General features: G+C 54.7%; 18 protein-coding genes and 3 tRNA genes. 11 read left to right on the top strand and 10 right to left on the bottom strand.

All coding sequences use genetic code 11. The features are described 5' to 3' along the window. Positions 1-44: 44 nt before the first annotated feature. A complete protein-coding gene (locus tag KB892_RS22095; protein ID WP_002887631.1) occupies positions 45-518 on the bottom strand; it encodes a threonine/serine exporter in 474 nt (157 codons plus the stop codon). Further along, positions 509-1,285, bottom strand: coding sequence for a threonine/serine exporter family protein (locus KB892_RS22090; RefSeq protein WP_002887636.1), 777 nt, complete (start codon positions 1,283-1,285; stop codon positions 509-511). The genes KB892_RS22095 and KB892_RS22090 overlap by 10 nt, the downstream gene beginning before the upstream one ends. A gap of 279 nt (positions 1,286-1,564) precedes the next feature. Here KB892_RS22090 and pobA point away from each other — a divergent pair, with 279 nt between their 5' ends. From pobA to bglJ, 4 genes are all read left to right on the top strand, one after another. Beyond that, a complete protein-coding gene (gene pobA, locus KB892_RS22085; RefSeq protein ID WP_004151384.1) occupies positions 1,565-2,749 on the top strand; it encodes a 4-hydroxybenzoate 3-monooxygenase in 1,185 nt (394 codons plus the stop codon). Positions 2,750-2,765: 16 nt separating this feature from the next. Next, positions 2,766-3,647 (top strand): helix-turn-helix domain-containing protein, encoded by an 882-nt coding sequence (locus KB892_RS22080; RefSeq protein ID WP_002887643.1) that lies wholly within the window; start codon positions 2,766-2,768, stop codon positions 3,645-3,647. 265 nt (positions 3,648-3,912) lie between these two features. Further along, positions 3,913-4,635, top strand: coding sequence for a helix-turn-helix transcriptional regulator (locus tag KB892_RS22075; protein WP_002887645.1), 723 nt, complete (start codon positions 3,913-3,915; stop codon positions 4,633-4,635). Then, positions 4,596-5,270, top strand: coding sequence for a DNA-binding transcriptional activator BglJ (bglJ, locus tag KB892_RS22070; protein ID WP_002887647.1), 675 nt, complete (start codon positions 4,596-4,598; stop codon positions 5,268-5,270). Before KB892_RS22075 ends, bglJ begins: the two co-directional genes overlap by 40 nt. A 5-nt stretch (positions 5,271-5,275) precedes the next feature. Here bglJ and KB892_RS22065 read toward each other — a convergent pair whose 3' ends face one another. After that, positions 5,276-5,734 carry a YbaK/EbsC family protein gene (locus KB892_RS22065; protein ID WP_004151383.1) on the bottom strand — a complete coding sequence of 153 codons (459 nt, stop codon included), beginning with the start codon at positions 5,732-5,734 and terminating at the stop codon, positions 5,276-5,278. Between the two features lie 338 nt (positions 5,735-6,072). Here KB892_RS22065 and KB892_RS22060 point away from each other — a divergent pair, with 338 nt between their 5' ends. After that, positions 6,073-7,416: a PTS cellobiose transporter subunit IIC gene (locus KB892_RS22060; RefSeq protein ID WP_002887650.1), complete on the top strand. Its 1,344-nt coding sequence runs from the start codon at positions 6,073-6,075 to the stop codon at positions 7,414-7,416. A 49-nt stretch (positions 7,417-7,465) separates the two neighbouring features. Here the strand turns inward: KB892_RS22060 and fhuF are convergent, their stop codons facing one another. The 3 genes from fhuF to KB892_RS22045 form a co-directional block, all read right to left on the bottom strand. Next, positions 7,466-8,254: a siderophore-iron reductase FhuF gene (fhuF, locus tag KB892_RS22055; RefSeq protein WP_002887652.1), complete on the bottom strand. Its 789-nt coding sequence runs from the start codon at positions 8,252-8,254 to the stop codon at positions 7,466-7,468. 106 nt (positions 8,255-8,360) lie between these two features. Beyond that, on the bottom strand, positions 8,361-9,407 hold the full coding sequence (locus tag KB892_RS22050; protein WP_002887653.1) for a GGDEF domain-containing protein: 1,047 nt from the start codon (positions 9,405-9,407) through the stop codon (positions 8,361-8,363). A 23-nt stretch (positions 9,408-9,430) separates the two neighbouring features. After that, positions 9,431-9,601, bottom strand: a complete 171-nt coding sequence (locus KB892_RS22045; protein WP_004221147.1) for a hypothetical protein — start codon at positions 9,599-9,601, stop codon at positions 9,431-9,433. A gap of 70 nt (positions 9,602-9,671) precedes the next feature. Between KB892_RS22045 and KB892_RS22040 the strand changes: the two genes are divergently transcribed. Next, positions 9,672-9,911, top strand: a complete 240-nt coding sequence (locus KB892_RS22040) for a DUF1435 domain-containing protein (RefSeq protein ID WP_002887654.1) — start codon at positions 9,672-9,674, stop codon at positions 9,909-9,911. A 21-nt stretch (positions 9,912-9,932) separates the two neighbouring features. Here KB892_RS22040 and KB892_RS22035 read toward each other — a convergent pair. The 4 genes from KB892_RS22035 to rsmC form a co-directional block, all read right to left on the bottom strand. Continuing rightward, positions 9,933-10,019 (bottom strand) — tRNA-Leu (locus KB892_RS22035). 31 nt (positions 10,020-10,050) lie between these two features. Beyond that, positions 10,051-10,137: transfer RNA gene (locus tag KB892_RS22030), tRNA-Leu, on the bottom strand. 28 nt (positions 10,138-10,165) lie between these two features. Then, positions 10,166-10,252, bottom strand: a tRNA-Leu gene (locus tag KB892_RS22025). Positions 10,253-10,423: 171 nt separating this feature from the next. Next, positions 10,424-11,452: a 16S rRNA (guanine(1207)-N(2))-methyltransferase RsmC gene (rsmC, locus tag KB892_RS22020; RefSeq protein WP_004177499.1), complete on the bottom strand. Its 1,029-nt coding sequence runs from the start codon at positions 11,450-11,452 to the stop codon at positions 10,424-10,426. Between the two features lie 102 nt (positions 11,453-11,554). Between rsmC and KB892_RS22015 the strand changes: the two genes are divergently transcribed. The 5 genes from KB892_RS22015 (at position 11,555) to osmY (ending at position 15,595) form a co-directional block, all read left to right on the top strand. Continuing rightward, entirely contained in the window at positions 11,555-11,968 is a 414-nt protein-coding gene (locus tag KB892_RS22015; protein WP_002887701.1) for a DNA polymerase III subunit psi, read from the top strand. After that, positions 11,937-12,383, top strand: a complete 447-nt coding sequence (gene rimI / locus KB892_RS22010) for a ribosomal protein S18-alanine N-acetyltransferase (RefSeq protein ID WP_002887706.1) — start codon at positions 11,937-11,939, stop codon at positions 12,381-12,383. Before KB892_RS22015 ends, rimI begins: the two co-directional genes overlap by 32 nt. Before the next feature lie 14 nt (positions 12,384-12,397). Then, positions 12,398-13,075 carry a pyrimidine 5'-nucleotidase gene (gene yjjG / locus KB892_RS22005; protein WP_002887708.1) on the top strand — a complete coding sequence of 226 codons (678 nt, stop codon included), beginning with the start codon at positions 12,398-12,400 and terminating at the stop codon, positions 13,073-13,075. A gap of 90 nt (positions 13,076-13,165) precedes the next feature. Beyond that, on the top strand, positions 13,166-14,755 hold the full coding sequence (gene prfC / locus KB892_RS22000) for a peptide chain release factor 3 (protein ID WP_002887711.1): 1,590 nt from the start codon (positions 13,166-13,168) through the stop codon (positions 14,753-14,755). A gap of 219 nt (positions 14,756-14,974) precedes the next feature. After that, positions 14,975-15,595 carry a molecular chaperone OsmY gene (gene osmY, locus KB892_RS21995; RefSeq protein ID WP_004146042.1) on the top strand — a complete coding sequence of 207 codons (621 nt, stop codon included), beginning with the start codon at positions 14,975-14,977 and terminating at the stop codon, positions 15,593-15,595. Positions 15,596-15,683 lie beyond the last annotated feature (88 nt).

Genomic DNA, 15,683 nt, shown 5'->3' with positions numbered 1-15,683 from the left:
GGCCATCGCGGAAGGAGCGTCGCGGATTAACCGCGACGTCGGGGTTAGACGCGAGGACGCTTACGATACAGCCACAGGCCGGGTATCGACAGGCCAATCGAAAGGGCGCCCACAATCGAAGAGGCCTTTAAAAAATTGCTCAGCAGCAAAATCATCATCTCTTCCGAATAACCAAAATGACTGATTTTTACCGCGGAAATCATCGCCGTGTAGGCTGAGATGCCAGGAAACATCGGGATCACGGCGGCGACGGTAAAAATCTTCGGATGCGCCAGATACCAGCGCGACCATTGAATGCCAATGCTGCCCACCAGCAGAGCGGCGAGAAAGGTGGCCCATTCAATGTTAAAACCGGCGCTCATCATGATCATACGCGAGCCATGGCCAATCGCCCCCAGCAGCGCGCACCAGCGCAGAGCGCGCTGAGGGACATTAAAGACCATCGCAAACCCGACGGCGGGGATCGCCGCCAGCAGCATGTCTTCCGCCAGCGCAAAAATAAATGAGATTATGCCCATCCGCGCAGCCCCCATACGGTCATGGCCATCACCACGCCAATGCAGGTGGCGAGGGTTAGCAGGCTGGCAATCGCCCAGCGGGCGAGTCCGGTATTGATATGCCCTTTAAACATATCGGCGACGGCATTGATTAATGGAAAACCCGGGACCAGCAGCAGAACGCTGGCGGCCATGGCAATGGTCGGCGTGCTGGCAAACGCCGGGAGGCGCAGCAGCAGCCCGGAGATGGTGGTGGCGACAAAGGCGGTGATGCAGAAGTTGATCTGCGGATGCATGGAGCGATGGGTCAGCATCTGGCGAATGTACATGGCTACCGTGCTGGCGCAGAAGCTGACCAGCGCTCCATCCCAACCGCCGTTATTCAGTTTGCAGAAACAGGCGCAGGAAAGACCCACCATCAGCACCAGCAGCCAGCGCGGATAGCGCAGGGGAACGATCTGCGCAAAACGCTTCTCGACGTCGCGATAGTCCAGCAGCTTATGCTCGGCGAGGATCACAATGTGCTGCACTTCCGTCACCACATGCATATTAATGCCGCGATCGACATTTTTGCGCGTAGAGGTAAGACATTCGCCATTTTTAATGGTGGTCAGGACGATGGCATTCGAAGAGATGGCGCTTTCAACGCTGTCCATCCCCAACGCCAGCCCGAGACGTGTTGACAGTTCCTCCACCAGCGCACTCTCGGCGCCGTGCTGTAACAGAAAAAGACCACACTGGATGCATAAACGTGTGATTGCCCGCTGCTGTGTCCGATCAACCTGCATACTTCCTCTATTGTTCACGACGCCTGGTATCTGCCGATACTTTAACCTGAAGCGCAGTGGCGGCTGAGGGGGGTGGGATCAAATAATGTGCAAAAATTCCCAGTCTGCGGGGCGGCAGAATTTGAAGCATCCCACACTTTTGCCAGTTTGGTGAAAAGTGCAATTTTTGTCGCCATTCATCCCTTCTTTTTCCCCACTGACTTATCAAAAATGCAGAAAAGCACTTTTATTAAACAAAAATTATACAAATAATTAACCCTGCAAGAGTGAGACATCCCTATGAAGACACAGGTCGCGATTATTGGCGCGGGCCCCTCCGGGCTGCTGCTGGGGCAGTTGCTGCACAACGCCGGGATCCATACCGTGATCCTTGAGCGTCAAACGCCGCAGTATGTGCTGGGGCGCATCCGCGCGGGAATTCTGGAAAGCGGTACCGTTGATCTGCTGCGCGAAGCGGGCGTGGCGCAGCGGATGGATGCCGAAGGCCTGGTGCATCATGGGGTGGAGTTTCTGTTTGACGGCCAGCGGGTGCCCGTCGCACTGAGCGAGCTAACCGACGGTAAGAGCGTAATGGTTTATGGCCAGACCGAAGTCACCCGCGATCTGATGGCTGCCCGGGCCGCCAGCGGCGCGCCGATCGTCTATGGCGTGAGCGAGGTGGCTATCCATGACGCCAAAAGCGACCGGCCGACGATCACCTACCTCAGCGAAGGGGAAACCTGCCGTCTGGAGTGCGATTTTATTGCCGGTTGCGACGGTTTCCACGGCGTATCGCGGCAAAGTATTCCAGCTGGCATTTTGCAGACCTACGAGAGCGTGTGGCCGTTTGGCTGGCTAGGCCTGCTGGCGGATACGCCGCCGGTCAATCCGGAGCTTATTTATGCGCACCATCAGCGGGGGTTTGTATTGTGCAGTCAACGCTCACTGACTCGCAGCCGCTATTATCTGCAGGTTCCGCTGAGCGATAAGGTTGAAGCATGGTCGGACGAGCGCTTCTGGCAGGAGCTGAAAAGCCGCTTGCCGGAGGAGCTGGCATCCAGGTTAGTGACTGGTCACGCACTTGAGAAGAGCATTGCCCCCCTGCGTAGCTTCGTCGTGGAGCCGATGCAATATGGGCGGTTGTTCCTGGTGGGGGATGCGGCGCATATCGTTCCGCCAACCGGGGCGAAAGGATTAAATCTGGCGGCATCGGACGTGAACTATCTGTGGCGGATTCTGCGCGAATACTACCATCGTGGCCGCAGCGATCTGCTGGCGGCCTACTCGCAACTGGCGCTGGATCGGGTCTGGAAAGGGGAACGCTTTAGCTGGTTTATGACCCGCCTGCTGCATGATTTTCCGGATCAGAACGCGTTCGACGCTAAAATGCAGGCCGCCGACCGCCGCTACTATCTGGGCTCGCGCGCCGGGCTGACCACCATCGCGGAAAACTACGTGGGCTTGCCCATGGAGCGTGTCGCCTGAATTAAGAGGAGTCATCATGCCGTTCGTTCAAACTGTGCCCGTATTTAAGCTGTATGGCGAAGAGTGCGGCTGGCCGACGCCGGACCTGCTGCACTGTGAGTCGATTTTACAGCGCAGCAGCCTGTATCAGTGGCATATTCGCGTCCATCAGCATGCGGAAATGGTCCAGCTTCTCTATCTGCATCAGGGGCGGGCGGAGATCGAAATTGAAGGCGCCACCGCGGTGATGACGGAGTCCTGCATCCAGGTGGTTCCCGCCCTCTGTATTCACGGGTTTAATTTTTCACCCGGGACGCAAGGGTTTGTGCTCTCTCTGGCGCTGCCGCTGCTGAGCCGGTTTGAAAATCAGTTCGGTCGCCCTCTGGATGTGCTTAGCGTGCCGCAGTGTGTGCCGGTGGGCCGTTCTCGCGGGCGCATGCATACGCTGTTTTCAGCGCTTCGCGAGGAGTACTGCGAAGAGCACGATGCGCGAGAAATGATGCTCTATTCGCTGCTGGGGACGCTGTTGGTCTGGCTGAACCGACAGTGCCATCCCGCGTCCCCCGCGGAAGATAAAGCGGAGCGGAAGCGCAGCATGATGCGCCACTTCGCCCGCCTTATCGAGAGCCACTACCGACAGCATCTCCCGTTGGCGGAGTATGCGAAGCTGATTGGACTGTCGGTTACGCACTTAAATTATTTATGTCGTGAGTTTTATGGCTGTAGCGCTCTTGGAGTATTGCATCAGCGGTTGATGCTTGAAGCGCGACGCAATCTGCAGTACACCCGCATGACGATTACACAACTCTCTGATTATTTGGGGTTTAGCGATGCAGCCTATTTTTCGCGTTTTTTCCGTCGCTATAGCGGTATGTCACCCAAAGCATTTAGAGAAACAATTAAAGATAATGCTTCATAATGTTCAGTACTGAAATTATTTTTGCTAAATAATGTTTTTATCTTTTCTAATTTATTGGCGCAGGAACGTCTGTGTTAATATTAATCGCAAGTATACACGGCAATAATATTTTACACGGTATGACCACGGTTCGGTCGTTACGTATATCGTGTGCGCAGGCCATGAATATGATTTTAATATTCATCCAGGAAATGATATGGCGATAAAGTCGCTCGCCGATCGTTTGCAGGCAAGCGAAGGAACTTCGACAGGAAGCGGAGGTGTTATGTTACCAGGACAAGGTAAGTTTGGCGTCGTTATTAGTAAAATTCCCGTCATGCAATCAGGGTTAAAGGTGATCTTCAATGAGAACCTCCCTGATTACGAACTGAGTTTTTGTCGTTCTCATGATGAGCTCACCCTTTTACAACTGCGGCGGGCGGTGCTGGTTGTCGCGGATATCTCCGGCGAGATTGCGCACCCCCGAGCCGTCTGCGAGCGTTATTACTCCCTCATGACTCAGTACCGTGATATTCACTGGGTTTTTATGGTCAGCGACAGCCTCTATCCGTTGGCCGTTGAGCTATTAATTCGTCCTGAAAGCTCGTTGATCTCCGAGAGCGAGCCGGTTAACCGGCTGATTGAGGTGATTTGCGCCGGTAGCCGTGCGGCTGAACAGATTAGCCGTACGCTGTTTGCCGGGGATGAGGACAGCGATTTCGCAAGCTACCACTCTGCGGCGATGCTCACTCTTTCAGAGCGTAAAGTTCTGCGCCTTCTGGCGAAGGGGTGGGGAATAAACCAGATCGCCGCGCTGTTGAAAAAGAGTAATAAGACGATCAGCGCGCAGAAAAACAGCGCAATGCGTCGCTTATCGCTACGCAGCAACGCTGAAATGTATGCCTGGATCAACAGCGCGCAGGGAATGCAAGAGCTGAATATCAATTCAGCTTACGGGGAGCAAATGGAATGGAAAAAAATAGTACAACCCGCCATGTCGCCATCGTAGAAAAATGCGTGATGACGGAAATGGCATGGCGCTATATCTTTAGTCGTGAAGATAATCGCCGTTATCATATTCATCTGTTTAAAAATGTCAGTATGCTCAGGGCGGCGGAAATACCGTTTCCCTGGTCAACCATTATTTTTTCTCTTTCGGGAAGTCGTTCTTCACGAGCCGAGAGTCTGCTCTTTGTTCATGAAATGGCGCGGTGCCGGCCGGAAGTCCAAACGATTATTCTGGCTAATAATGAAAGTGAAATGCACCTGATCGGCCATCTTATGCCGGCCTGTTTGCACGGCATACTGAATAAATCCGCGCCGCGACGCGGGCTACAGGAGCGTTTGCTGCAGCTACTGGACAATCATCATCTCAGCGGCAGCGAACAATTTTGCGACAGAGAGGCGTGCAACGATCCGCTAAGCCCGACGGAGCACGCCATCCTTCGGTATATGTCGTGGGGATATTCGCTTTCTGATATTGCGATACAGCTCAACCGGAATATTAAAACGATCCGCGCGCATAAGTTTAACGCCATGACCAAGCTCGGAGTTCGCTCAGACATTGGTTTATTAAACGCGGCGGATATCCTGTTGCATTTACCGCTCAATAGTACGACAAGCGCCGTTAAACAGGTAGCGTAATGCGGCTATAAACACACATCTACCCATGTTGCATCGGTGAGCTGCGCCATGCGTTCTGGTTCAATGCGAACCGCGCTATGGATGGCTCCCGCTGCGGGTAGTACTTCCTGATAATGTCTGAGAGAGACGTCGCAGTAGACTGCCAGCGGATTTTCCAGACCAAACGGGCAAACGCCGCCGACCGGATGACCGGTCCAGGTAACCACTTCATCGCTGCTTAGCATGCGTGCTTTCGCGCCAAAGGTCTCTTTCAGCTTTTTATTATCCAGCCGCGCATCGCCCCTGGCGACGATCAGTACAATCTTATCTTTGATCTTGAGCGACAGCGTTTTGGCAATTTGCCCCGGCTCAACGTTGTGTGCGGCAGCGGCAAGTGCGACGGTGGCGGTACTCTGATTTAACTCAATAATTTCGATATCGGGGGCGTGTTCGGCAAAAAACTGCCGTACAGACTGCAGACTCATTGGATTCTCCTGATTTAAGCCTGGTTAAATCTGTCACAAGCCTGGCGGAGTGTAAATATCAGCGCGGACAATCCAGATTCTTTCTATTTTGTCGATCTCCTTCACAATCGCCGTAACCGGTTACTGTAACCGGTTGCGGTTATCTGCATTGAGATGAATACTGGAACAGTCACTTCTCCTTTTATTTATAACAAAAGAGCCGTGTATGAATCGTTGCCTCATGAGCAGTATAGCCGGTTGCACAATCCGCCAGCGGCCTGCTGCGTCAAAAAGCGGTCATCGTAACGGCAGGGTAATCGTTGTTGGGCCAGTATCAATAGCCTGTCAGGAGGGCTACTATGTCTGCTAACCATGCTGCGTTTAATTTGATATTTCGCTTTGTAGAAAATTACATAAGCCCCATAGCAGGGCGGATCTCGTCGCAGCGCCACGTCATGGCTATCCGTGACGGATTTATCTCAGCGATGCCGTTTATGATCGTCGGATCGTTCCTGTTAGTGTTTGCTTATCCACCGTTCTCACCGGATACCACCTGGGGTTTTGCCCGCGCCTGGCTGGATCTGGCGAAAGAGTTTGAGGGGCGTATTCTGACCCCCTTTGATATGACGATGGGGATCATGTCGATCTACATCTGCGCGGCAATCTCCTATAACCTCGGTAAGCATTACGAGAAATCCAATCAGCTCGATCCCTTTATGTGCGCAATGCTGTCGATCATGGCCTTTTTGCTGATTGCCGCGCCGAAAACCAATGGCACGCTGCCGGTGGATAGCCTCGGGGGGACCGGGATCTTTACCGCCATTCTGGTGGCGATCTACTGCGTGGAGATGATGCGTTTCTTGAAAGCGCACAACATTGGGATCCGCTTGCCGGACCAGGTTCCGCCGATGATCAAAAACTCGTTTGATCTGTTGATCCCGGTGCTGGTGGTCGTGCTGACGCTCTATCCGCTGAGCCTGTTTATCCAGCACCATTTTGACATGCTGATCCCGCAGGCCATTATGGCCATTTTCAAGCCGCTGGTTTCGGCAGCCGACTCTCTGCCGGCAATTCTGTTGGCGGTGCTGATCGGCCACCTGCTGTGGTTTGCCGGGATCCACGGTGCGGCGATCGTGTCCGGGATGCTGCAGATGTTCTGGCTGACTAACCTCGGTATGAACCAGCAGGCGCTGGCCCAAGGCGCGCCTCTGCCGCATATCTTTATGGAAGCGTTCTGGACCTTCTTTATCGTGGTCGGAGGTTCCGGGGCGACCATGGGACTGGTGTTCTGTTATCTGCGCAGCCGTTCAGCGCATTTGCGCTCCATTGGTCGTTTGAGCGTGGTGCCAAGCCTGTTCAATATCAACGAGCCGGTGATCTTTGGGACGCCTATCGTCATGAACCCAGTGTTCTTTATTCCGTTCCTGCTGGCGCCGATGGTGAACGCGGTGCTGGCCTGGGCGGCAATGAAGCTGGATCTGATTGGCCGCGTCATCTCCGTCGTACCATGGACGGCGCCGGCGCCAATTGGCGGCGCCTGGGCGCTGGGCTGGGATTTCCGGGCGGCGATTCTGGTCATTGTTCTGGCCTGCGTGTCGGCAATCATCTACTTCCCATTCTTTAAGGTATATGAGAAACAGCTGCTTGCTCAGGAAGCGGAAGAGGCCGAGCGGGCGGAGCAGGAGAGTCAACAGACCGCATAAATAGCAACGGGCGGTAAAGGCCGCCCGTTACTTTTCAGGTAAGTGGTAATTATTTAAGCGTACAGTCGCCGCACTGTTGGACATCCGGCAGGCGATAGCGCTGACAGCAGGTGCGTCGGACTAACTGCCCTTCACGCAGCATCACCGTTCGCCACAGCGGGTTATCCTGGCCATCGGCGAGTTGTTTTTCAAAAAAACAGTGCTGACGTAGCGCGGCAAGCCGCTCATCACCCAGCAGCGCGCGCATTTCCCCAAGATACCAGTTAATCAGATAGCCGGTATTGCTCCAGATAAGTTTGCTATTGATTTCGCCCGTCGCTGCCAGCGCCTCAACAACCGGCTGCAGGGTGCGCGTTACCAGGGCATCCATTCGCGCCTGCGGTGAAAGCCTCTCGATGTCGGCATCGCTATGCACATCAATCCAGAAGCAGGCCGCCCGGCCGCTTTCATGAAACTCGACATGGAAATGTTCTGGCGCCAGGCTGAGGCCTTGCGGTTCATTGAGCAGCGCCAGCATCAGCGGCGGCACCAGCAGACCGATATACCATTGCGCCCAGAGCGAGAGCAGAGGCTTCTGTTCCCGAGGCAGCGTCGGCTGATGACGATAGATATGATCGGACCAGGTGGCCAGCAGGGAGCGCAAGGCGATGGGTTGCGACCATTCGGCAAGCGTTAACGCGTGCCGTGGGGCGGGTTCGTCAAGTCGCAGGAAATCAAGCAGGTGTGGGCGCAGGGTGGCGATTTTTTCCCGAATACTCTCCGCCAGGGCATGCTCAGCCGTCGGCAAAGGAGCCCGCCAGATAAGTTCATCGCTGAGAGGAAGGGAACGCCAGGCCATTCGATTTCCAGATACAAATCTAAATGATAATGATTACTGATATTAGTTGCTTGCAGGCGGCATGGCAAGGCTTTTATCGGCGCCGCGATGTCGCAGCGCGCGCAGGTCAACTGGCAAGAATAATGTTGCGGCCTTTATTTTTGGCCTCATAGAGTGCGCCGTCGGCGCGCGCCAGCGCTTGTTCAATGTTGTCATTAATGAGCGGCGTCAGGCCAATACTGATGGTGACGTTGGTGGCGACGCTTTCATTAAACATATGCGGGATCTTCAGGTCATAGACCCGCTGACGTATACGTTCGGCTGTCTTCCAGGCCGTTTCTTCGCTGCTATTGGTCAGCAGCACCATAAACTCCTCTCCACCAAAGCGGGCGACAATATCGCGTGAGCGTACAGCGTTGCGAATGGCAGCAGAGACGCGAATAAGCGCCTGGTCACCCATCATATGACCATAGTGATCGTTATAGGCCTTGAAGTGATCGATATCGAGGAGCAGCACGTAGTGGTTGTCGCCGTCCAGCGCCAGCAGGGTATCGAGGCGGTTCTGCAGTCCGCGGCGATTATACAAACCGGTCAGGGGATCGAGCATACTGAGATCGTTGAGCGTATTGCGTTCATGCATCAGTTTATCCATTAAACCCTGCGTAAAGGCATCGCTGCGCTTCTGGATAATATTTTGCAGGGTAATACCGGCTATAGGCAGCATAAAGCAGTAAGTCATACGCAACCATTGTTCCCCCTCCGCCATTATCAGGCAGGCAAGGAAAGTTGGTAAAGAGTGGAGGGTAAAGGCAGTGATATTATTGGAAAAAGCGATGGTGCCGATAAACAGAATGCTTAATAGGGCGATCACCAGATAGTTAAAATGCGGCGGTGTCAATAGCATCGCTTTTGTCACTACGTGCCATGCCCATAGCATGCCAAATAACAACGAGATAGTGGGAATATTTATTTTCGATTGCGGCCATTTCCAGTGCCAGAGCAGCAGCAGCCCGCTGCAGACGACGATCAGGGCGCAGGGCAGCGTAAAACGAACTACCGTAAATAGGGGGGTGACCAGCGACAGCGAGGAAGAAATGAAATTAAGCAGTAAAAAAAGCCGTAAGGAATATTGATATTTTTGTGCGTAGTGTGCTCGCCAGGTTTGTGCAGTCATATCGGAAGAATCATTATTAGTCGTTAAATTTCAAAATGATGAAAGCCAAAAATGAAGAGTCTGATAACAATGTGCAAAAAAAGGTTATTTGCAAAATAAGCAAAATATTTAATATATATCGATAATCCGCTTAATTTATCACCTTCATGAATGTATGTCATTACCGCGAACGTAAAGAAAAAGGGGCAGAGCACGTCGCAAATGACAAATGATAAAGATTATCATATGATATTGGTTATCATTATCGTTGTGAGAGGTGAAACCATGCTGCAGCGAGCATTAGGAAGCGGCTGGGGAGTGATGATTCCCGGCGCGCTAATTGTCGCTCTCGGGTATGCCGGAGTGTCGGCTGACGTATGGCGGGTACTGGTCGCGGTGGGCATGCTGATGTCCGCGGCGATGATCTGGCATCGTCAATTGCGCCATTTTATCCTGCTGCCATCGTGTGTCGCGTTGATCGGCGGAATAATGCTGATGATTGTGGATATTAAACTGAGAGGATAATGCCGGGAGAGGGAAGAATATTGGTGCGAGGGGGGGGACTTGAACCCCCACGTCCGTAAGGACACTAACACCTGAAGCTAGCGCGTCTACCAATTCCGCCACCTTCGCACAGTATTCTTTCTTTGAGATATTGCCTCGTTGGTGCGAGGGGGGGGACTTGAACCCCCACGTCCGTAAGGACACTAACACCTGAAGCTAGCGCGTCTACCAATTCCGCCACCTTCGCCCAGTGCGAGCAATATCTTCGTGGATTATGGTGCGAGGGGGGGGACTTGAACCCCCACGTCCGTAAGGACACTAACACCTGAAGCTAGCGCGTCTACCAATTCCGCCACCTTCGCATACCATCGATACTCTGAAAGTATCGTTACCACGGAGGCGCATTCTAGTGGTTTTCGGCGACACGTCAATAGTTAATTATGCAGGTTGTATCGATTGCTGCAAAAATGGGCGGATTTGCCCGCGGGAAGCGCCAGCGGTACCAGGAGCGGGCCGCCGGCGTGAAAAGACGATTATTTTTTCGCCTGACGGGTCATGATGGTGCGATAGACCTTAAAGCGCCCGGTCTGGGCGATCACCTCATGGAAGCCGAACGTCTCATCCAGCACCTGCGGATACGGCAGGAAGGCGTTGGCGACAATGCGCAGCTCGCCGCCGCTGTTCAGATGGCGAACCGCGCCGCGGATCAGCGCCTGGGCGGCTTCGAGACTGGTCTGCAGGCCGTCATGGAATGGCGGGTTGGAGATGATCATGTCGAAGCGACCATTGACCTCGGAGAAGACGTTGCTGGCAAACACATCGCCAGCCAGGCCGTTGGCGGCAAGCGTCGCGCGGCTGGCTTCGACCGCCGGGGCGCTGACGTCGCACAGGGTGAGGCGCACTTTCGGTGAATGGCTGGCCAGCGCGGCGGCCAGCACGCCCGCGCCGCAGCCGACGTCGAGCACTTTCCCTTTGGTATGCGGCTCGAGGGTGGAGAGCAGCAGCTGGCTGCCGACGTCCAGACCGTCGCGGCTGAAGACGCCCGGCAGGGTTTTAATCGTCAGATTATCCAGTGTGTATTCGCCCCAGAATGCGTCGGCGTCGAAGGTCGGCTGCTTTTCCAGACGGCCATGATAGAGGCCACAGCGGCGGGCGCTATCCACTTTGTTTAATGGCGCGTATTCAGCCAGCATCTGCTCCGCGCTGCGGACGCCGCTGCGGTTTTCACCGACGACGAAAATGTCGCTTCCCACCGGCAGCAGAGAGAGCAGGTTCATCAGCTGGAACTGCGCCTCTGGTTTGTTCTTTGGCCAGTAGTAGATCAGGGTGTCGCATTCGGCGACGTCAGCGGCCTCAGCCACTAAGCTAAAACGGACGGTGTCACCCATCTGGCGGTTGAGGACCTGCCAGTGGTGGAACTGTTGGGTGTGGGCGCGGCTGGCCGCGGTATCCAGACGCGCAGGCAGGTCATCCTGCAGGTCACCGGCAAACAGAACGCGGGCGGACTCGAAATCATCACTGTGGCGCAGCAAGACTTCACTTGCCGGGGTAAAAGCGGACATGAAACACTCCTTCATTAAGACTGGCGCCGATTATAGTAGTTTGTTGGCGCAGATACGACGGATTTGCTATATTGCGCGCTTGTTTAACAGGAGTGTTTCGCTATGACATCCCGACGAGACTGGCAATTACAGCAGCTGGGCATTACCCAGTGGTCGCTGCGCCGACCGGGGGCGTTGCAGGGCGAAATCGCTATCTCGCTTCCTGAACATATTCGTCTGGTGATGGTGGCGGAAACCCCGCCGTCGCTGACAGAGCCGCTGATTGGCGACATATTACGCGCGCTGGCCGTGACGCCAGATCAGGTCCTGCAGCTGACTCCGGATCGGGTGGCGATGCTGCCGCAGGACAGCCGCTGCAACAGCTGGCGGTTGGGCACAGAGGCGTCGCTGCCGCTGGCGGGCGCCCAGGTGTCCACCCCCGCTTTTGATGAACTCCAGACCAGCGCGCCGGCTCGCAGGGCGCTCTGGCAACAAATCTGCGCACATGAACACGATTTCTACCCTCAGCACGGCTGATTTAACCAAAGCCTGGCACATCGAAAAACGCGCCCACGCTTTCCCGTGGAGCGAACAGACTCTGGCCAGTAACCAGGGGGAGCGCTATCGCAACTATCAGCTGTCGGTAGATGGCGAAATGGCGGCTTTCGCCATTACGCAAGTGGTACTGGATGAGGCGACGCTGTTCAATATCGCCGTCGATCCCGCGTACCAGCGCCGCGGCCTGGGGCGAGCGCTGCTGGAGCATGTCATTGATGAAGTCGAAAAACTCGGCGTCGTCACGCTGTGGCTGGAGGTGCGAGCATCCAACGTTGCCGCCATCGCGCTGTATGAGAGCGTAGGTTTCAATGAGGCAACCATCCGCCGCAACTACTATCCTACGGCCGACGGACGCGAAGACGCCATTATTATGGCTCTGCCAATTAGTATGTAACACAAGGTGATACGATGAAATGGGACTGGATTTTCTTTGATGCCGATGAAACGCTGTTTACGTTTGATTCTTTCAGCGGCTTGCAGCGGATGTTTCTCGACTACAGCGTGACCTTTACCGCCGAAGATTTTCAGGACTATCAGGCCGTGAACAAGCCGCTATGGGTGGATTACCAAAACGGCGCCATCACCTCGCTACAATTACAGCATCAGCGTTTTGATAGCTGGGCGGGACGTTTGAATGTGCCGCCCGGGGAACTCAACGACGCGTTTATGAATGCGATGGCGGAAATCTGTGCCCCGTTGCCGGGCGCGGTCTCGCTGCTCAACGCGCTGCAGGGCAAGGTCAGAATGGGCATCATCACCAACGGCTTTACCTCGCTGCAGCAGACTCGTCTGGAGCGGACAGGTTTACGCGATCACTTTGATTTGCTGATTATTTCTGAACAGGTGGGTGTCGCCAAGCCGGACGCGCGTATTTTCGATTATGCGCTGGCGCAGGCGGGTAACCCACCGCGCTCGCGGGTGCTGATGGTCGGCGATACCGCCGAGTCGGATATTCGCGGCGGCGTGAACGCCGGACTGGCGACCTGCTGGCTCAATGCGCATCAGCGCGAGCTGCCAGCGGACCTCGAGCCGGACTGGACGGTGACCTCGTTAAGCGAACTGGAGCAGCTCCTGTGTAAACACTGATTGCCTCCCCCCCGTTGATGGGTAAAATAGCCGCAATTTTTCGTATTCCACATGCGTGGCCCATGGCCGCGTTTACTTAGAAGATTAATTATGACGTTGTCTCCTTATCTGCAAGAGGTGGCCAAACGCCGCACTTTTGCCATTATTTCTCACCCGGATGCCGGTAAGACCACCATCACCGAAAAGGTGCTGCTGTTCGGACAGGCGATTCAGACCGCCGGTACAGTAAAAGGTCGTGGTTCCAGCCAGCACGCGAAATCCGACTGGATGGAGATGGAAAAGCAGCGTGGTATCTCGATCACCACCTCGGTAATGCAGTTCCCGTATCATGACTGCCTGGTGAACCTGCTGGATACCCCGGGGCACGAAGACTTCTCCGAAGATACCTACCGTACCCTGACGGCGGTGGACTGCTGCCTGATGGTGATTGACGCGGCAAAAGGCGTCGAAGATCGGACCCGTAAGCTGATGGAAGTCACCCGTCTGCGCGATACGCCGATCCTCACCTTTATGAACAAACTTGACCGTGATATCCGCGATCCGATGGAGCTGCTGGATGAAGTCGAGAACGAGCTGAAAATCGGCTGCGCGCCGATTACCTGGCCTATCGGCTGCGGCAAGCTGTTCAAAGGCGTTTATCATCTCTACAAAGACGAAACCTACCTGTATCAGACCGGTAAAGGCCACACCATCCAGGAAGTGCGTATCGTGAAGGGGCTCAACAACCCGGATCTCGACGCGGCGGTGGGGGAAGACCTGGCGCAGCAGCTGCGTGACGAGCTGGAGCTGGTGCAGGGGGCGTCGAATGAGTTCGACAAAGATCTGTTCCTGGCCGGGGAAATCACCCCGGTCTTCTTCGGAACCGCGTTAGGTAACTTCGGCGTTGACCATATGCTGGATGGCCTGGTGGAGTGGGCCCCGGCGCCGATGCCGCGCAACACCGACACGCGTGAAGTCACCGCCACGGAAGAGAAATTCACCGGCTTCGTGTTTAAAATTCAGGCCAACATGGATCCGAAACACCGCGACCGCGTGGCTTTCATGCGGGTGGTGTCCGGCAAATATGAAAAGGGCATGAAGCTGCGTCAGGTGCGTATCGGCAAGGACGTAGTGATTTCCGACGCGCTGACCTTTATGGCGGGCGATCGCTCGCACGTTGAAGAAGCGTACCCAGGCGATATCATCGGCCTGCATAACCACGGCACCATTCAGATTGGCGATACCTTTACCCAGGGCGAGATGATGAAGTTCACCGGTATTCCGAACTTCGCGCCGGAACTGTTCCGTCGTATTCGCTTGAAGGATCCGCTGAAGCAGAAACAGCTGCTGAAAGGGCTGGTTCAGCTCTCTGAAGAGGGCGCGGTCCAGGTCTTCCGCCCGATCGCTAATAACGATCTGATCGTTGGCGCCGTCGGCGTGCTGCAGTTTGACGTGGTGGTAGCGCGTCTGAAAAGCGAATACAACGTGGAAGCGATTTACGAATCGGTCAACGTGGCCACCGCGCGCTGGGTTGAATCTACTGACGTGAAGAAGTTCGAAGAGTTCAAGCGGAAAAATGAAGTTCAGCTGGCGCTGGATGGCGGCGATAACCTGACCTACATCGCCCCGACAATGGTCAACCTGAACCTGACGCAGGAGCGTTACCCTGACGTGGTGTTCCGCAAAACGCGCGAGCACTAATCCCTGACGAAGCGCGGCGCAGGCCGCGCTTTTTTCTGATTACGCCCCCGTTCCCTTCCTTCTGGAAAGTTCTTAAAACACCGCTAATTCGTCTGTTTTTTATCCATATCCTCCGCAACCCCTTCGTCTGTCTACTATATTTAATTCGTGTTTTTAAAAATGCTGGCGTAATTCACTGCGATAAGACGCCAGCGCTGGTGAAAAAACGAGGACATAACGATGACCAGACTAAAGAATGCCAATATGTTGCTGGCGCTCTTCTTAGGCTTAGCCGCGTTGAACGCCTCGGCAGAGACGGAAAAAACAACGGTAGACAGTGCGAAGTCGGCTGCCAGCAATGCGGGAGAGGCGGTAGATAATTCGATTAACAAAGTCGGCGATTTTATGGACGACAGTACCATTACCGCACGGGTAAAAGCGGCGCTGATCGACCATAAAGATATTAACTCCGGCGATATTTCGGTGAAAACGGAGAATAAAGTGGTCACCCTCAGCGGCGACGTCACCAGTGCTGAACAGAAAAGTCAGGCACTGAGCGTAGCGAAAGAGGTCAAAGGCGTCTCACACGTTAACGACAAGCTGACGGTCCATCATAAATCATCGAGCGAGACGGCGACGCTGAAAGGCTATGCCGGGGATACCGCCATTACCAGCGAAGTGAAAGCCAAGCTGCTGGCGGATGACATTGTCCCTTCGCGCAATGTGAAAGTCGAAACCAACGCCGGCGCGGTACATCTGACCGGTACGGTGGCTTCCGCGGCGCAGGCGGAGCGTGCCGCAGAGATTGCGAAAGCGGTCTCCGGTGTGAAAAGCGTGCGCAACGATCTTAGCGTTAAGTAAACCGAGTTATTAACAAAAGTGTTGTCTGGCCAAGGTTGCCGAACGAATAGCAGCATCCACTGAGCGATGAGCTATACAGAAAGGGTGC

This window comes from Klebsiella sp. P1927, from assembly GCF_018204675.1.
In the GTDB taxonomy this organism is placed as follows: domain Bacteria; phylum Pseudomonadota; class Gammaproteobacteria; order Enterobacterales; family Enterobacteriaceae; genus Klebsiella; species Klebsiella pneumoniae.
Note: the sequence above shows the minus strand (reverse complement) of the source record. Positions and strands in the feature narration are given on the sequence as shown.